At 48.2% G+C, this 17267-nt stretch carries 12 protein-coding genes; 8 read left to right on the top strand and 4 right to left on the bottom strand.

The window, feature by feature from the left end; all coding sequences use genetic code 11:
* Positions 1-54 precede the first annotated feature (54 nt).
* The 3 genes from BCT27_RS03760 to BCT27_RS03750 form a co-directional block, all read right to left on the bottom strand.
* Entirely contained in the window at positions 55-792 is a 738-nt protein-coding gene (locus tag BCT27_RS03760; RefSeq protein ID WP_102390764.1) for a delta 1-pyrroline-5-carboxylate dehydrogenase, read from the bottom strand.
* Complete coding sequence (gene putA, locus BCT27_RS03755) at positions 789-3935, bottom strand: bifunctional proline dehydrogenase/L-glutamate gamma-semialdehyde dehydrogenase PutA (RefSeq protein WP_102395070.1); 3147 nt, start codon at positions 3933-3935, stop codon at positions 789-791. Before putA ends, BCT27_RS03760 begins: the two co-directional genes overlap by 4 nt.
* A gap of 448 nt (positions 3936-4383) precedes the next feature.
* On the bottom strand, positions 4384-5157 hold the full coding sequence (locus BCT27_RS03750) for a helix-turn-helix domain-containing protein (protein ID WP_102395155.1): 774 nt from the start codon (positions 5155-5157) through the stop codon (positions 4384-4386).
* Positions 5158-5981: 824 nt separating this feature from the next.
* Between BCT27_RS03750 and BCT27_RS03745 the strand changes: the two genes are divergently transcribed.
* Both BCT27_RS03745 and BCT27_RS03740 read left to right on the top strand, forming a co-directional pair.
* Positions 5982-7820, top strand: a complete 1839-nt coding sequence (locus BCT27_RS03745; protein ID WP_102318098.1) for an SUMF1/EgtB/PvdO family nonheme iron enzyme — start codon at positions 5982-5984, stop codon at positions 7818-7820.
* Positions 7821-8294: 474 nt separating this feature from the next.
* Complete coding sequence (locus BCT27_RS03740; protein WP_102318097.1) at positions 8295-9005, top strand: helix-turn-helix transcriptional regulator; 711 nt, start codon at positions 8295-8297, stop codon at positions 9003-9005.
* A 177-nt stretch (positions 9006-9182) separates the two neighbouring features.
* Here BCT27_RS03740 and pdxH read toward each other — a convergent pair whose 3' ends face one another.
* Positions 9183-9821 (bottom strand): pyridoxamine 5'-phosphate oxidase, encoded by a 639-nt coding sequence (pdxH, locus tag BCT27_RS03735; RefSeq protein ID WP_017011731.1) that lies wholly within the window; start codon positions 9819-9821, stop codon positions 9183-9185.
* Between the two features lie 97 nt (positions 9822-9918).
* Between pdxH and BCT27_RS03730 the strand changes: the two genes are divergently transcribed.
* The 6 genes from BCT27_RS03730 to BCT27_RS03705 all read left to right on the top strand — a co-directional run bounded on the left by BCT27_RS03730 (position 9919) and on the right by BCT27_RS03705 (position 17266).
* The gene (locus tag BCT27_RS03730; RefSeq protein WP_102318095.1) at positions 9919-11733 is read left to right on the top strand and encodes a sensor histidine kinase; all 1815 of its coding nucleotides are present in this window, start codon (positions 9919-9921) and stop codon (positions 11731-11733) included.
* Positions 11723-13039 (top strand): sigma-54-dependent transcriptional regulator, encoded by a 1317-nt coding sequence (locus tag BCT27_RS03725; RefSeq protein WP_102318094.1) that lies wholly within the window; start codon positions 11723-11725, stop codon positions 13037-13039. The genes BCT27_RS03730 and BCT27_RS03725 overlap by 11 nt, the downstream gene beginning before the upstream one ends.
* A gap of 181 nt (positions 13040-13220) precedes the next feature.
* Positions 13221-14621, top strand: a complete 1401-nt coding sequence (locus tag BCT27_RS03720; protein WP_102259893.1) for an HlyD family type I secretion periplasmic adaptor subunit — start codon at positions 13221-13223, stop codon at positions 14619-14621.
* Positions 14622-14668: 47 nt separating this feature from the next.
* Complete coding sequence (locus BCT27_RS03715) at positions 14669-15988, top strand: TolC family outer membrane protein (RefSeq protein WP_102318093.1); 1320 nt, start codon at positions 14669-14671, stop codon at positions 15986-15988.
* Between the two features lie 2 nt (positions 15989-15990).
* Positions 15991-16581, top strand: coding sequence for an OmpA family protein (locus BCT27_RS03710; protein WP_102318092.1), 591 nt, complete (start codon positions 15991-15993; stop codon positions 16579-16581).
* Between the two features lie 16 nt (positions 16582-16597).
* Positions 16598-17266 carry a transglutaminase-like cysteine peptidase gene (locus BCT27_RS03705; RefSeq protein ID WP_102318091.1) on the top strand — a complete coding sequence of 223 codons (669 nt, stop codon included), beginning with the start codon at positions 16598-16600 and terminating at the stop codon, positions 17264-17266.
* Position 17267 lies beyond the last annotated feature (1 nt).

The raw sequence follows: 17267 nt of genomic DNA, 5'->3' as shown, positions 1-17267 counted from the left end.
TTTTCCCTCAAAAAAAAACTGAGCACCGTTCTCGGTGCTCATATCCGGATTGTTTTAATGTTCACCACTGCCGAGTTCCAGAAGTGTGGCATTACCACCCACTGCAGTGATGTTGATGGTTCTCGTTCGCTCCGTAATAAAGCGAAGTTGGTACGCTGGCGAAGCGAGAAGTGGTAGGTGAATGCCATCGCTTTCCGCGACAAATTGCACCAACACACCGTCTCTTTCTGCCAATTTTCGGTTCATTGCCACCAGCACATCGGCTTCAGCAACGGCTGCAACGCCTTTCAACGGTGCAGTTTCAATCACATCATTAAGCGCCTTTTCATCCAATCGCTGAGCCAAGCGGCTTGGGGCGCTGGCTTTTACAAGATCAGACAACAGGGCATCTGCGGTGTCGTTGAGCGCAGAAGGCACAACAACCAATACAGCGTTACCTGCCACTAAAGACGCAGAGAGCTGACCGGCTAATGACACAGCAGACAAACTTTCATCGCCCGTCACCAAAAACAGCCCGCGCCCTGTGATGTACAGTTCGTTCGTTTCACCTGTCGGCCCCGGCATCATGTGAACGGGCGCAAGTACCTCGCCTGCTTGTTTCACTTGATAGCGGATCATGCTTGCAGCAGCACTAAACTCGCCGCCTCGTGCCGCCACGATATCTGCCCACGAAGACAACACCGCCTGACGACCTTCAACCCCTGCGCCGTTCCATTCTTCCCACACCGCCACGCACTGAGAAGCAACACGCTCAACCTGCGTCATTTGATGATTACCGTGATTGAAGATCATGCCGTTACCTCCTTGTTAGCGACGGAATTGCCATTAGCGAATTGCAGTTGTTCTTGAGTAAAACGGTACAAATAGTGCGGACCACCCGCTTTCGGACCTGTCCCCGAGAGACCTTGTCCACCAAACGGTTGAACACCCACCACCGCACCCACCTGATCGCGGTTGATGTAGCAGTTACCGACGCGCGCACGTGCATCAATATGGCGGTAGGTGCTTTCGTTACGGCTGTGAACGCCAAGGGTGAGACCAAAGCCTGAATGGTTGATGTCATCAATCACGGCATCGAGCTCGTCGGCCTTAAAGCGGATCACATGAAGGATCGGGCCAAAGTGCTCTTGGTCAAGCTGGGAAATATTGTCGATTTCGAACGCCACAGGCGTGATGAAGGTGCCGACGCGGGTATCGCTCGCCATTGGCACCTTGGCGATAAAACGCCCTTCTTTAAACAATTGGTTGATGTGATTTTGCAGCTTCGCTTGTGCGGCTTCATCAATCACAGGACCTACATCTGTTGAGTGCAAATACGGCAAGCCCACGCTCATTTCCGCCATGGCACCTTTCACCAATTCCAACACGCGGTCAGCCACGTCGTTTTGTACGTAAAGCACACGCAGTGCCGAACAGCGTTGGCCTGCAGATGCAAAGGCAGAACGCAGAACATCACGCACCACCTGCTCTGGTAGCGCTGTACTGTCTACGATCATCGCGTTCTGGCCACCCGTTTCCGCAATGAATGGCACGGGCAAGCTGTCTCGTGCAGCCAAGGTTTGGTTAATGCGCTGTGCGGTCGGCGTTGAGCCAGTAAACGCCACGCCCGCGATGCGTGGATCGCCCGTGATTTTCGCGCCAACTGTCGCGCCAGAGCCCGGAAGAAGGTGAATTACCCCTTTTGGGATCCCAGTGTCTAGCAGCAACTCGATGGTACGGAAGGCAATCAGTGACGTTTGCTCCGCAGGTTTCGCAACAACCGTGTTACCCGTGACCAGCGCCGCTGAGATTTGACCGATGAAAATGGCCAATGGAAAGTTCCACGGGCTAATACAGGTAAAAACACCACGTCCCGTGCGCGTCAGGGTGACATTTTCACCGTCAAAACGTGGGAAGGTTTTTGCTTCCGCCATCATGGTGTCAGCGTCTAGCGGATAGAAACGCAAAAAGTCGACGGCTTCACGCACTTCATCAATGCTGTCGTGAATGGTTTTACCCGCTTCACGGTGACACAGTGCCACCAACTCACCCATGTTCTCTTCAAGTTTGTCAGCCAGCGATAGTAGGTACTTACCCCGTTCTTTGGCAGACACTGCTTGCCAAGCGTCCACACTGTCATGTGCCGCTTGCAGTGCCGCGTCTACATCGCTTTCTGTAGACCAGTTGATGGTGCCAACATCGAGGCGGTGATCGTAAGGTGCAACAATACGGTGTTCTTCACCGATACGGCGGTCGCCATTGACGATAGGACCCGCTTTCCAATGGGATTCCATGAAAGCTTGTACCGATTGATTGTACGTTTCCCATTCACTTTCAATATCAATCGCAACGCCTTTCGAGTTCGGACGATCATCGCCAAAAATCGCATCAGGCAGCGGGATATTGGTGTTGTGGAGCGTTGGGCGTGACAACAAGATGTCGACAGGGTGTTTGGTCAAATCCGCGATCGGACATCGTGCATCCACAAGGCGATGAACAAACGAACTGTTCGCGCCGTTTTCAAGCAGACGACGCACCAAATACGGCAGCAAATCTTTGTGATTGCCCACGGGTGCGTAGATGCGCACAGGGTGCTCAAACATCTCTTTCGCGTGGTAGTAAAGCGAATCACCCATGCCATGCAGGCGTTGGAATTCGTAAGTGTCGTGTTGCGCCATGGCGTAGATGGCAGAAATGGTTTGGGCGTTGTGACTGGCAAATTGTGGGTAAATCAGCCCCTCAACATGTTTTGATAACAGAAAACGAGCACACGCAAGATAGGCAACATCGGTGCCTTCTTTACGGGTATAGACCGGATAGCCCGGCAGACCGTTTTGCTGCGACAATTTGATTTCACTGTCCCAGTACGCGCCTTTTACCAAGCGCATCGGCACAACGGTAGCATGCTCTTTGGCCAATGCTGCTAACCATACCAGTACGGGCAACGCGCGTTTTGAATAGGCTTGAATCACAAGACCAAGCAACCCCCAGCCTTTCATGTCTGGGTGTGTGAAAAGCTTCTCGAACAGTTTGAGCGACAGTTCCAAACGATCCGCTTCTTCAGCGTCAATGGTGATCGCCACGTTCAATTCACGTGCACGCTTGAGCAACGTCAAGACTGTATCAAACATTTCCGTCATGACACGTTCTTCGTTAGCAACCTCATAGCGTGGGTGTAATGCAGAAAGCTTGATAGACACCGAAGGCGCAGGCCCGGAGCCAACAGATAAGTTCTGTCCCACGGTTTCAATCGCTTCGATGTAGTCGTTAAAGTATTTTTTCGCGTCCGCTTTGGTCAGCGCCGCCTCGCCCAGCATGTCGAACGAATAGGTGAAGCCGCTTTCGCGCGGTTTCTTGCCATTTTCTAGTGCTTCATCAATGTCGCGACCCAGCACAAACTGATGCCCCATGATCTTCATGGCTTGGTGCATGGCTTGGCGAATCACAGGCTCAGAGAACTTGTTCACCAAACGGTTAAGCACCGCAGTCGGGCGACTTTCTTCGCGTTCATCCACGTTCACGACTTTGCCTGTGAGCATCAGTCCCCACGTCGAAGCATTCACGAAGAGTGAGTTAGAGTTTTTGAGGTGCGCTTTCCAATCTGCAACGCCCAAACGGTCACGAATGAAGGCATCCGCCGTTTTTGCATCAGGGATACGCATCAGCGCTTCAGCCAAACACATCAACAAAATGCCTTCGCGGGTATCTAGGCTGTACTCCAGCAACAGAGCATCAATCATCTGCACGGCTTTTTTATCGGCACGTACACGCGCAATCAAATCCGCCGCATGCTTTTCAGTTGCAGCACGTTCAGATTCTGATGGCGTCGCTAATGGGATCAATGCTTCAAGTGCCTGACTTTCGTCTACACAGTACTGGCTTGAAATGTGTTGCCAAAGGGATGCTTTCGGTTGCTCAAGCAGGCTTGGCACCAATACATCGGTCGCTTTGAACATAAGCAGATTCCTCTTCTCTTACCCGGCAAATTAGCGGCATATGTTACATACATGTTAGATTAGCGACCGATTCTATGGACGATATGCCGGAGAGTCTTTCAAAATCCTGCGGCATTATTGCAAAAAACTCCGATGATTAACAAACAGAGAACCCTAACTTCCTACGCACAAAACAATTGTTTTAATGATTTATTTCCACACCGTCTGAAAATGCAGAAATTAACCCGATTTATCCGCATTTTGGAGAGAAGGGCTAATCGAAAATGGCGTGAAACCCATAGCAAAAAGCGACTTTCTGAAGGTTACGTCGGTGTGTTTGACGAAGAGTAGACAGTCGTAAAGACGAAGTGTGGTTAATGTATTGTGAAATAAAATGAAGCAGTTACAGAAGGAGCGCGTTGCGTTAAGCGCAGGGGGGGCATGGTGTTAATGAGGGCGAAAAGACCGATCAATGATCGTGGCGATACCGAGAAGGTGACACCCCAAAATGACGCGAAAATGCAGAGGTGAATCCGCTCTGGCTAGAGAAACCACAACTGTCGGAGATTTGGGCAAGGTTTAGCTGGCTGGTGCTCAATAGCTCTAGCGCGAGCTCGAAGCGTTTTTTCAGCACATATTGGTGAGGTGTAACGCCAACTTGCGCTTTGAAGAGCTGGTGGAATTGGCTTTCCGCAAGAAACACTGAGCCCGCCATCTGGGCAACGCTGATTTTTCTGCTGATGTGCTGACGAATGTACAGATCGATAATGTCCATATTCAGTCGATGGCCTTGGCGACGGGGAGCGACTTGATCCCTGAAATGACGTTCCATCACGCACAATAAAGTGTCCGCGCATGCACGACCTAAAATCACATCGTGCGGGTTAGCGATCATTTCGCCAGTGAGGGCTTTTACTAAGGTTTGTGCTTGCGCGTCCAGCTGAAAGTAAACATCTCGCTCAAAGAGCGCTTCCACTTTTTGCTTCATTGAAGACTCACCAAGTAACACAGATTCTGGCAAGTTAATGACAAGAATTTCATTTTGACCGATACCAGAAAAGGCATGCAGTTCCGCTTCAGACACCAAACATCCTTGGCCAGGGCCAACCAAGCTACCACGACCTGATAGCTCAAACTCAGTCTGCCCTTGTAACCCAATCACAACCTGACGGTAATCGTGCGCATGCAGCGACGGATGATTAGGTAAGGCAATAACTTGTGAATGTGTAAACTCTGATGCCATACAACGACTAGTGTCAAACAACGAAATGAAGGAAGGCATTTTGCCACGCGAATAAGATATCGCGAAGTAAAATAACCTCGGAAACATGATCAAGAGTAGGCCAAACTACGGCCAACGTCATTTTGATATCAAAATTGTGCAAGATCTCAACGTCTGATGGCTAAAACTCGACGCGGTCGTAAGAAAACCCATCGAACCTCGCAATGAGAATCACATTAACACCATGTTTTAATTGAAAAATAATGTCTACCACGTCGATTTACACCATTTGATAGCGCTTGATCATCTTTCCGAGCATTTGACGGCAGGATCATTCCCTGATCATCGTTCCGGGAAAAAGGATCGTCATAGCGATCAGGAAAAACACCCTTAAACGCCCACAGGGCAATAAAAATGCAAGGTGTAAGCCAAGACGGTGTATAAAAACCGCCTTGATCCATCCCCAATATGGGTTTTACCGCCGACGTAAAACGAAGAAGAAAATACGTAAACAGCAGGAATTCTTACCGCTTCTGCGGGTACGCATTAATGTTTTCACGTCTCGATTGAAAACATATAAAGCGTCAATAATATGTCGTTATATAATAATTAACGTCAAATAATTGCTATTTTCTTTGCATCACTCTCATGCTTAAACGTTATTTACATCGATAAAAAGAGATGAGCTAAAATAATTGAGTAACTTATCAAAATAACGAGTTTGAATAATAACGATAAGCATCAAATTATTAGTATCATGAAAAGGCCATTTGGCATTTACGTGTTAATCTAGTTATTTGGGACAACGCTTTTCTATTGGAATTCTGAGAATAAGCAAGGGACATATGAAAAGTAATCGCATAGCTGCGTTAGCTTTCGCGTTAACACCGATACTTCTTAGTAGTCATGCACTTGCCAATGACACCACAGCCGCAACGGATGATCCGGTTGTCGCTCTGGAACAGAAGCTTGCAGATAAAAGAAGTGAAATTGGCAATCACGCTGAAAACCTTCAAACGCAAAGAGACAAATTGGACGCATTATTGGCTGAACGTGAAACGTTAGCGAATAAAGCAATGGAATTAGAGAAACGACGCACACTGGCTCAAGAGCGTTTGGATGAACAATTCCGCCGTCTTATTGAAAATCCTGATACAGACCTCACCCAGTACAAAGACGATTATCAATCGGCTTGGCAAGCGGTGAAAGATAATCAAAAATCCACGCTTCAAAATGAACAAGCCGTTGCGGAACAACAGCGTATTGTGGAAGGCGAAAATCGTCAGAAACAATTGCTCGTCAGCGCAATGGAAAATCTCCAAGAAGCGAAAAAAGAAGCACGCGTTAAACGTCTTCGTCAGGAACTTACGTTCTCAGATTCTATTGAAGTCGTACACACCATTACGTGTAGCGAATCGATGACGCTGGCTGCGTGTTCAAACCAGGGTAAAACCCTGACCATGCAAAAGGCCGTTAATACGTTCCAATCACACGTGCTCGACAAAGTGACGGAATCAACCACGGCAAAACTCAATGCGAACCGTGTTTCATTCAATATCCATGTCATGAACAGCAATGTCGTCGACAGTGGCTTCAGTGGTGACAACCGCTACATTACTCGCCTTCAGGCAGAAATGAAGAGCCAACCAGACGAAAATGCAGCGTGTAAGCTTCTCGATTTTGCTGAACGTTATTGTGTTGAGAAATCGTTCACGACGGCCAAATCATCCCCTAAACAACAGGCTAAGCGCTGGGTTAATGTAAAGATCCGTTCGAACCGCTACGAAGACAACGTGACCATCAACGGTGTGACGTACGGTTCAACGCCTGTTGAGATCATGCTGCCAGCGGGTCAACATCAGCTCACGGTTGAAAAATCAGGTTTCGAACCTTACAGCCGCCAGATGTTCATGAACAAAGATTCCGTTGTATGGGCAAGCCTAAGAGAACAGGAGAACCGTCCTAAACCGGGAAAGCAATTCGCTGACAAACTCTCTAACAATCGACAGGCACCACAAATGGTCGTCATTGGTGCGGGTCAGTACCGCGTTGGCTTTGAAGCCAAACAGCCTGTAGTTGTAGACCAACCTTTCTCTATCGCTGCAACGCCAGTCACAGTGAAGCAATTTGGAGAGTTTGTCGCTGCGACGGGGTATGTCACAGAAGCAGAAGAGGGCCAAGGTTGTACGGCGCTGGATAACGGCGAACCGAAACAACTGCTAAACCACAGCTGGCGTAAGCCAGGTTTTGATCAGGCGGATAACTCCCCTGTTGTTTGCATCACTCGTGATGATGCCAACATGTATTCAAAATGGCTAAGCACCCAAACGGGTTTCAATTACACCCTGCCTTCTGAAGTGCAGTGGGAAGTCGCCGCACGCGCAGGTAGCGAGTCAGATTTTTGGTGGGGCAACGACATTGGTGTAGGCAACGCAAACACCGGTTGGAGTGGCACTATGTGGTCAAACAAAAGCACATCGCCGGTAGCAAGCTTCCCAGCAAATCCATTTGGCATCTATGACACAGCGGGTAACGTTTGGGAATGGGCTGGCAATCAAACGCCAGTTGCACGTGGTGGTGCATGGAGTTTCTCTCCAAGCAGCGCGCGCGTCGCGGAACGCTTAGAGTTGAAATCTGATCTCAGTGCAAACTATGTCGGTTTCCGTGTTGTGCGAAATATTTAGTTCGAGCTCTACAGAAATACGTTTTACTAAAACCCGCTCTTGAAGCGGGTTTTCTTTTGTCTGTATTCTTATCAATACATCATCAGGGGAAGAGAATCTAAAACGCGATCTCTCTCTATAATAAAAACAATATTATCAGTTACATGCAAATTAGTGCATTCCCCCCCTGTCCGACTTTCTGGCAGCTATGTATAGTACTTAACGAACAGCGCATATTGCAGTATGTTGCTGTTTAATCACTGAATTTACCTCGGTGAAACATCTACGCTAATGGTTACAACCCTCGTGCCATGGATGTGGATGACCTCTTCTACACGTCGTACAGGAATTCGCTCTTTTAGAGCAAAATCTTGTCTTTACCGGCTCCTACGAGCCGGTTTTTTTCCCTTTGTAACGCCCAATTTGTGATACATTCCATGCAAACCATATTGACGTTACAATACACTGTCAGTTATTTCCTTTATTAATCATTTTATGAATAGCACACCCAAGGCTCCCCCGCCCGTATGTTCTCTTTTTGAGCAACTCCCAGGTTGTTGGGGATGCAAAGACATCAACTCCAATTTCGTCTATGTGAATCAGAATTATGTTGATCTGGTTGGCGTATCTAGCCACCACGATTTAATTGGTAAAACCAACTTCGACATGCCCGCGCCTTTGACTGCTTGCGCTGAAGTTTTTCAGCAGCAAGACCAAACAGTGATGTCCAGCGGTAAGAACATGCAGGTGCTCAATATTCATCCTTACCCCGATGGAGAGTGGCATGCGCATATTTTCACAAAGATGCCGTGGTATAGCGAAAGCGGTGAACTCATCGGCGTCATTTTTCATGGCCAAGCCATCAATGAGTTTGCAGCGCTTGAAGTAGGACAATGGATTTGCCGTGCCATTGGTTCTTCGAAAAAAGACCTCACCATTGGAAAAGAAACCAAGCCACACACCCCACTTTCGCCCAGAGAATCTGAGGTTTTGTTTCTTCATATGTATGGCAAGAAGCCACAATTTATCGCCAATGCATTAGGTGTTTCAGTGAAAACCATTGAGAACCACTTTGCGAACCTTCGCTTGAAGCTTGGCGTTAAAACCAAAACAGACTTGATGGACAAAGCGCTAGAACTGGGCGTGGGTTCTGCCATCCCATCAAGCCTTCTAAGACACCAACTCAGTGTGGTGCTGTCTGCGTAAGCGAAAAATACGGCGTCTCAAGCCAAATTCACAAGCAGCAAAATGCAGCACAGATCGTTAGCGATAAAAAAAGCAGCCATTGGCTGCTTTTTTGTTGGTTCCTGTCACTCAGCACTTCCCATCAAGACCTGTGGCAACAAGAGGGAATAGTCGCGACAGCAATGACGACGATAAAAGCTACGGCGCTAAGCGCTCGATATCCCATTGGCCTTTTTCTTCACCTTGGTAGATAAAGCGATCATGCAAACGGTGTTCGCCGCCTTGCCAGAATTCGAACGACTCAGGCTTCACGCGAAAGCCGCCCCAAAACGTTGGCACCGGGACTTCGCCTTTATCGAATTGTTGCTTCAATTCCATGTATTTGCTTTCCAGCGCTGATCGCGCAGAAATACGTTCACTTTGGCGACTCGCCCACGCAGCAAGCTGGCTCTCTTTTGGTCGTGATAAGAAATACTTCATCACTTCCATTTTACTCAGCTTGACCGCTTCGCCAGTGATATGTACCTGACGCTCAAGGGGATGCCATGGGAAATGCAGACTGATCTTCGCGTTGTCTACAAGCTGTTTCGCTTTGCGACTGCCAAGGTTGGTATAAAACACAAAGCCACCGTCATCGACATGCTTCAACAACACGATGCGCTGAAAAGGCTGGCCTGTTTCATCCACGGTCGCCACTGTCATTGCCGTTGGGTCTGGTAATTTGGCATCAATGGCTTGTTTGAGCCAGTGCTCAAAGAATTGAATAGGGTTTTCAGGCAGGTCTTTGCGTCTCAATCCACCTTGGTTATATTCTCTTCGAATATCAAACAAATCCATGTATTGCTCCAATTAAGGTTTTTGCCATTTTGCGGCGGGCGGCGGCATTTCTCAAGTGAATTTCTTCGCCTCGCGCCCTTCACACATCAAGGAAGATATGCGCCGAATTCAATTTTTAGCCGCGGTTTCCGTGATGGGCTTCGTCCTCACCGCAGCCGTTGCCGCATTTACCTATTTTTCGGTAGAGAAGCGATACACCAACGACATCCAAAATGATGTCTATCAGCTTCATGAGAAGCTCTCTGCCGAGCTTGCACGCTATAGTGAAATCCCCGTTGTATTGTCTGCCGATCCTCGCTTAAAACGCGTGTTACGCGTGCCCAAAAGCGAACGTTTACTCTCCCAAACCAACGCCATCCTGAAAAGCTGGAACAATCGACTTAATAGCGATGTGCTTTATCTTATGGACAAGAACGGCTTAACACTCGCCGCCAGTAACTTTGATTCCAACACCACCTTTGTTGGGCACAACTACAATTATCGCCCCTATTTCCATCAAGCCATGGAAGGGGAAAAAGGCCAATATTACGCGCTGGGTGTGGTATCCGATAAACGAGGGTATTACTTCTCTTACCCTATTTGGGATCACGACCAGATCGTCGGCGTGTTAGTGCTGAAAGTCGATCTCTCCATCATCGATAGAATCTGGGATCAGCAGCAATTCGACTATTTGATTGCCGATCCGCTTGGCGTCGTGTTCTACAGTTCGCGTAATGATTGGCTCTACCAATCTCTCGCCAAACTCACCGACAACCAAAAAAACGCGATTCGCGATTCACGCCGTTACGGCGACAGCGCATTGAATAGCCTGACGGAATACCAAGAACTCGAGACACTGAAACCCTTGAGCAGTTTATCCTTAGGCTTGTCGGCAACAGGCCGAGAGCGTGTATTGGTGGCCAATACCGAACTTGGCAGCGCGGGCTGGCGTATCTATGGTTTTGTTCCTATCAGCAAACTTTGGCCAATGGTGGTGCAATCGGCACTGCTTTTTGCCACTTTCTATGGTTTGCTGGTGCTGGTCATGACGGCGTGGTTACAAACTGTCAAAACCCAACGCAAACTTGCCCAACTCAACGACGATCTCGAACAAAAAGTGGCAGCACGTACATCAAGCCTTGAAGAAACCAACACTGCGTTGCGCGACAGTATTACGCAATACGAAGACACCCAACGTGCGTTAAGGCAAACCGAATCTGAGTTAATTCAAGCAGCCAAACTGGCGATGCTCGGCGAGCTTTCTGCCAGCATTAACCACGAAATAAACCAACCACTCGCGGCGATGCGCACGTATACCGAAAACAGCATCAAATTGATGGATCGCGAACGTTATCAAGATGTGCAAAAGAACCTGACCTCAATTCACGAATTGATCGGCTTGGTGGCTGACATTATCGCGCGCTTTAAAGTGTTTGCTCGCAAGCAAGGAGAAGAAAGCCGACGCCTTGCCGCACTGGACGATGTGATTAATGCTTCGTTGATGCTTTCCGAAGCCAGTTTCAACAAGAAGGGGATCCACATCGATTGTGCCATTCCTGAAAGTGGGATCATGGTGAATGCTGACCCCGTTCAACTTGAACAAGTCATCCTGAATCTGCTCAGTAACGCCACGCATGCCGTCCGCCACTCAGACAGCCCCGCGATAGGCATCACAGTCTCTACGCATTTGGATTGGGTGGATGTGCATGTCTGGGATAACGGCCCCGGTATGGATAACGACACCAAGAAACACATTTTCTCGCCTTTCTATACCACGAAGAAAGACGGGCTGGGATTGGGCCTAACCATTTGCCGCCGTATCATTGAAGCATTTGATGGTCGATTGCGAGCGGAAGACCACACAGACGGCGGTGCAGAATTGATCGTCAGCTTAAAACGCCTTCAAGACGGAGAAACATCCCATGACGCATGAAGTTTGGATCATTGATGACGAACGTTCGATCCGTGACTCGCTTCAACAGACGCTCGACATCGAAGGCTATTTAGCGCGTGCATTTGCCTCAGCCCCTGAAGCACTCGATGCCCTAACCAACACGTTTGAAGGCGTCATCATTTCCGATATCAACATGCCGAAAATGAGTGGGTTGACGTTTCTAAAGCATGCCTTACAGATTGATGCTGAGCTCTCTGTCGTCATGCTAACCGGACACGGGGATATCTCTACGGCCGTCTCTGCCATGCGCGATGGCGCGTATGATTTTCTCGAAAAGCCCTTCTCAACCGACCATCTCCTAGACGTTATTCGTCGTGGCATTGATAAACGCCAACTCGTGCTGGAGAACCGAGAGCTCAAACGAGAATTGGAAACACACAGTGCACCTGGTCCGCGTATTTTGGGTAACTCGGAACAAATTAAGCAACTGCGCCGCTCGCTATTCCATCTGAAAGATCTGGATTGCGATCTCTTGATGCAAGGCGAACGAGGTACAGGCAAAGAACTGGCTGCACGTTTTATGCACGACCAAGGCACCCGACAGGACGAACCCTTTGTCGCAGTGAAATGCCGACAGGTTCCCGAGGCCCTGTTGGAACTTGAATTGTTTGGTCCTGAGCAAACTGGCTTTTCAACGCATCCTTTCTATAAAAACAGCAAACTCGCTGCTGCGGGGACAGGCACCCTGTTTTTGGATGGCATTGAAGCCCTTCCTCGCCATGTTCAAGCTCGGTTGGCGAACATCATGACAAGCGATAACACGTCACCGCGGCCGAGGATCATGGCATCTACCCGCGTCGATCTGACCAATAGTGTCCAACAGGGCATGTTCGATCTCAGCCTGTATACCATTCTCTCAGCGGTCTCCGTGCCCTTTTCACCTCTGCGCGAACGCGGAGAGGATGTGATTACCTTATGCCAGAACTTTTTTCGAACCACAGCGTCTCGCTTTGGCATCGCGCCGCCAAGTCTTAAAGACGAACACAAAGCCTCACTGACGCAGCACCAATGGCAAGGCAATATCACAGAACTACGAAATTTTGCAGAGCGTTGGGTCTTGATGGGGGAACAGCAAGCCATGCTGTCTGATGTCAGTTTGCAGGAAAAAGAACACGACACATTGGTAGAAAGAATACAAAAAGTAGAGCGCGCAATCCTAAGCGATGCACTCAATCGACACAGCGGAAGATTGAAGGAAATTCAGTCAGAACTGGGGCTTGCACGCAAAACGCTATACGAAAAACTGAAGAAATATGGTCTCGATAAAGAGAATTTTAAGGCCTAGTCTCTAGGCCCCCCTTCGTCTAACCCCCCGTCAGCTCTCGCATCTTACTGATTCTCAACATTCTTACCACTGAGATCATGGACTTGGGTCATCATCTGTACACTGTCCGCGATTAGAGAATATCCGCTACTTAAACTACGCTTAGTAAAAGTGTTTCGAAGATTTTATAGTTGGCAAAACAATGAGAAAAAAAGATAAATCTGCATTAACACTGCCGGCCAGTGAACATTTGGATTATATAGACGACAAAACCGCCGCGCTTTTACTTTCAACACCCAAAAGTGCACGCGTTTTGCTTTGGGTCATTATTGCGTTTCTCGTCGTGACCGCAGTGTGGGCATCCTATGCAGAATTAGACAAAGTGACCGTGGGTCAGGGCAAGGTTATTCCTTCTTCACAACTGCAAGTAGTGCAGAATCTTGAAGGCGGATTGGTAAAAGAACTGTTGATCCGCGAAGGCGACATTGTCACAAAGGATCAACAGCTTCTGTTGATCGATGACACCATGTTCCGATCTGACTTTCGCGAACGTGTGCAAGAGCTAACAAGTTTGCAAGGCGATGCAGTCACGCTGAAGGCGCTGACCGACTCCGTGGTTGTGAATCCAGAAGTACAAACACGCGACTGGAAGCAAAGCGTCACACTCTTTCGAAGCGAACTCATCTTTGAAGCTGATTTCATTAAAGAGCACCGCACCGTTGTGTCTCGTCAACGTGCCGCTTACAAAGAAAAACTCAACAACCTGGAAAACCAATTATCAGTAACATCTCAACAGATCCGTCAGAAAGAACAAGAAGTGATCGAGGTGAAAGCGCGCGTGCAGAACCTAAAACTGAGTTACAACTACGCGCGAGAAGAATACAACATCACCAAACCTCTCGCCGATGAAGGCGTTGTACCGCAAATCGATTTGCTCAAACTGCAACGACAAGTGAACGACACCAAACGTGAGCTTTCTTCAGCAGAGCTGTCTCTGCCTTCACTGACCTCCTCTTTGCAGGAATTTGTCTTCAAACACATCGATGTAGCGTTGAAGTTCCGCGCCGAACAGCAAGAACGCCTAAACGATATCGAAGATAAACTGCTCGCCATGACGGAAACTCGTGTCACTTTGGAAGACCGGGTTGAACGTACCGTGGTACTTAGCCCTGTCGATGGCACCATCAAAAAACTGCACGTAAATACTGTGGGGGGTGTTATCCAACCCGGTATGGATCTCGTCGAAATCGTTCCTAGCGAAGACAACTTATTGATTGAGGCGAAGATCGCCCCGCAAGACATTGCCTTTCTTCGCCCAGGGCTCGACGCCATCATAAAATTCAGTGCGTACGACTTCACAGTGTACGGCGGCCTAAATGGCATTTTAGAAACCATCAGCGCCGACACCATTCAAGATGAAGAAGGAAACAGCTTTTACCTCGTAAAAATCAGAACCGAATCTAACAACCTCGGGGATGGATCAGAGCTTCCTATAATTCCAGGTATGACGGCTTCTGCCGACATCATTACAGGGAAGCGCAGCGTGTTGGACTACCTATTAAAACCAATATTACAAGCGCAGAAATCTGCATTGCGCGAATAGAACACTTTTTGGGAATGTATTGCCAACCCATTGATGGGAGACGTATTTTGAACTGGAAAAAATGGATTGTTGTAACAACAGTCAGCGCCATCGCTGCGCCGACGTGGGCTTTTTCTGTCGAGCAAGCTGTCGCGACGACCATAGCGACAGACCCCGAATTGAAAAGTGCATTCAATGATTTTATGAGCTCTCGTGAAGACATTGAATCCGCACAAGGCGGCTACCTTCCAGCAGTAGACCTGAGTGCAGGTTTTGGATACGAATACGTCAATAACAGCACAACCGAAGCCAGCGGTGAGAAGAGCTTTAACCGCAAAGATGCCACATTGAGCCTTACTCAGCTTATTTGGGATGGCACAACCAGCAACAACATTGAGCGCTCTGAATTCGAAGCCGAAGCACAGCGATTCCAATTGCTGTCAGACGCGCAAGACAAGACATTACGTGTTACTGAAGTCTATGTTGCCGTGCTAAAGGCCGCACAATTGCTATCCTTGTCAGAAGCAAACGTCGAAGTGCACGAAAAGATTTTAGGCGATATCAAACGTCGCGCTGAATCCGGCATTGGTTCGACCGCGGATTTGTCACAAGTGGAAGCGCGTGTTGCACGCGCCTTTACTAATATGTTGGCAGCCCGCAGCAACCTAGAAGATGCAGAATCTGAATTTTATCGTGTGGTAGGTGCAGAGCCAGTTAATCCAACGGACCCAGAGGTTGATGAGCTTTCACTGCCGACAACACGTGACGCAGCCTTAGAACGCGCCATCGAACTCAACCCTGTGATAAAGCTCGCAACCTATGACATTGATGCCGCCCGTGCACAGTACCGACTAAACAAAGGTAACTTCTACCCAACCCTATCGTTTGAAGCCAGCCAAAACTGGAGCGACGATGCAGGTGGTGTAGAAGAACAAGTCGACGAATTTAGCGCCATGCTTCGATTACGCGTCAACCTCTACAGCGGTGGTTCTGACACTGCCGATGTTCGCAGGAGCGCATACCAACTCAATAAATCGAAAGACATTTTTGATAATGCCTATCGATTATTGGAAGAGAGCACTCGCTTATCCTGGAGTGCATATCAGCTGACGGAACAGCAAAAAATCTACTTAGCAGAGCACGTTGATGCTGCATCTGAAACGGTTATTGCTTATGAAAAGCAATTTCGTATCGGCCGCCGCACACTGCTCGACTTGCTAAACACTGAAAATGAGCTGTTCGAGGCACGTCGTTCGTATCTAGATGCTCATTACGCGAATATCACCGCAAAGTACCGAGTACTGAACAGTACAGGCTCGCTATTAGATGCACTTCGCGTGGACGTACCTCAAGAATGGCTCGAACCTGTAATAAATGGTGAGGGTTAAAAATGAAACATCTCTTGTTACTCGGTCTTCTCGTATCGGTGGGTGGCTGTTCGCTGTCTGCCGAGCCTCCTGCCTTAGCCGAGCAGCGCTCAGATTTACTGGATGATGATAGTGATGGTGTAATCAACGCACGTGATTTGTGCGATGGAACAGAAGCCAGTGCTGTTATCGATAATGATGGGTGCCCAACATACCTTTTAATTGAAAGTGATAATTCTCTCAGGATTCAGTTTGCAAACGACTCGTCAAATGTAGCACCTGCTTATAGCGAAGAACTGGACAAAATGGCTGAATTCCTTAAGCTCTATCCTGAAACCTCTCTTGAACTTCAAGGACATACAAGTTCTCCTGGCGCCAACGACTACAACCAAAACTTGTCTGTCCAACGTGCTAAAGCAGTCAAAGCGCAATTGGAACAAAGAGGCATTGATGCCGATCGTCTCACTCTCGTTGGATTGGGTGAAGAGGATTTGATACTGACCGATAAAACGGAAACACCTCAATTGGTGAATCGTCGTGTTGTTGGTCGTGTCAAAGGATTCAAAGGAGACATTGAAGAAGCATGGACCATCTTTACCCGACGGGAACAATAGTTATTGAGGTCGCCTAATGCAAAAAAGGGCAACACTGTTTCTACTGTTCTTGTTGCCATCGATCGTTACATTTGCACTCACTGGCACTGATGCTCAGTGGGTGAATAAAGTATCAGCATTTTACGGAGAAAGAGCTGGGAAGCGTGTTACCGCTTGGAGAAATGTGGTTGAGGAGTCTAGCAACCTCTCCGAGCGGCAAAAACTCGCTGCTGTAAACAGCTTTTTTAATCAGCTCTACTTTGTTAACGATATCGATCTATGGGGCAAGAAGGACTACTGGGCTACGCCGCTTGAGTTTTTAGGCAGTGCGGCGGGTGATTGTGAAGACTTCAGCATCGCGAAGTACTTCACATTACGCGAGCTAGGCATCGACGATAAGAAATTGCGATTGGTTTATGTTAAAGCCATCAAACTTAATCAATTTCACATGGTTGTTGCCTACTACCCAACCGCATCTTCAGAGCCAGTGCTTCTCGACAATATCGATCCTGAAATCAAACTGGCATCAAAACGACGTGACCTCCTGCCTGTCTACAGCTTCAACGGTAGCAGGCTTTGGCTTATGAAAGAACGCGGTAAAGGTGAACTGGCTGGGAAGTCTTCACGCTTAGGGTTGTGGAACGATCTCAGAGCGCGAATGGGCACAGTGAAGCTTAAAAGGCCGATCAAAAACTATGATGGGTAAA

Origin of the sequence: Enterovibrio norvegicus, from assembly GCF_002876705.1 — a bacterium.
Classification (GTDB): domain Bacteria; phylum Pseudomonadota; class Gammaproteobacteria; order Enterobacterales; family Vibrionaceae; genus Enterovibrio; species Enterovibrio norvegicus_B.
The sequence above is the reverse complement of the archived record's forward strand: the minus strand, read 5'-3'. Positions and strand labels throughout refer to the sequence as shown.

Coding starts and splice junctions, on each gene's coding strand:
- BCT27_RS03725 (WP_102318094.1), top strand. CDS start 11,723: ATGACGCATGAAGTTTGGATCATTGATGACGAACGTTCGATCCGTGAC.
- BCT27_RS03705 (WP_102318091.1), top strand. CDS start 16,598: ATGCAAAAAAGGGCAACACTGTTTCTACTGTTCTTGTTGCCATCGATC.
- BCT27_RS03730 (WP_102318095.1), top strand. CDS start 9,919: ATGCGCCGAATTCAATTTTTAGCCGCGGTTTCCGTGATGGGCTTCGTC.
- putA (WP_102395070.1), bottom strand. CDS start 3,935: ATGTTCAAAGCGACCGATGTATTGGTGCCAAGCCTGCTTGAGCAACCG.
- pdxH (WP_017011731.1), bottom strand. CDS start 9,821: ATGGATTTGTTTGATATTCGAAGAGAATATAACCAAGGTGGATTGAGA.
- BCT27_RS03750 (WP_102395155.1), bottom strand. CDS start 5,157: ATGGCATCAGAGTTTACACATTCACAAGTTATTGCCTTACCTAATCAT.
- BCT27_RS03710 (WP_102318092.1), top strand. CDS start 15,991: ATGAAACATCTCTTGTTACTCGGTCTTCTCGTATCGGTGGGTGGCTGT.
- BCT27_RS03720 (WP_102259893.1), top strand. CDS start 13,221: ATGAGAAAAAAAGATAAATCTGCATTAACACTGCCGGCCAGTGAACAT.
- BCT27_RS03740 (WP_102318097.1), top strand. CDS start 8,295: ATGAATAGCACACCCAAGGCTCCCCCGCCCGTATGTTCTCTTTTTGAG.
- BCT27_RS03760 (WP_102390764.1), bottom strand. CDS start 792: ATGATCTTCAATCACGGTAATCATCAAATGACGCAGGTTGAGCGTGTT.
- BCT27_RS03745 (WP_102318098.1), top strand. CDS start 5,982: ATGAAAAGTAATCGCATAGCTGCGTTAGCTTTCGCGTTAACACCGATA.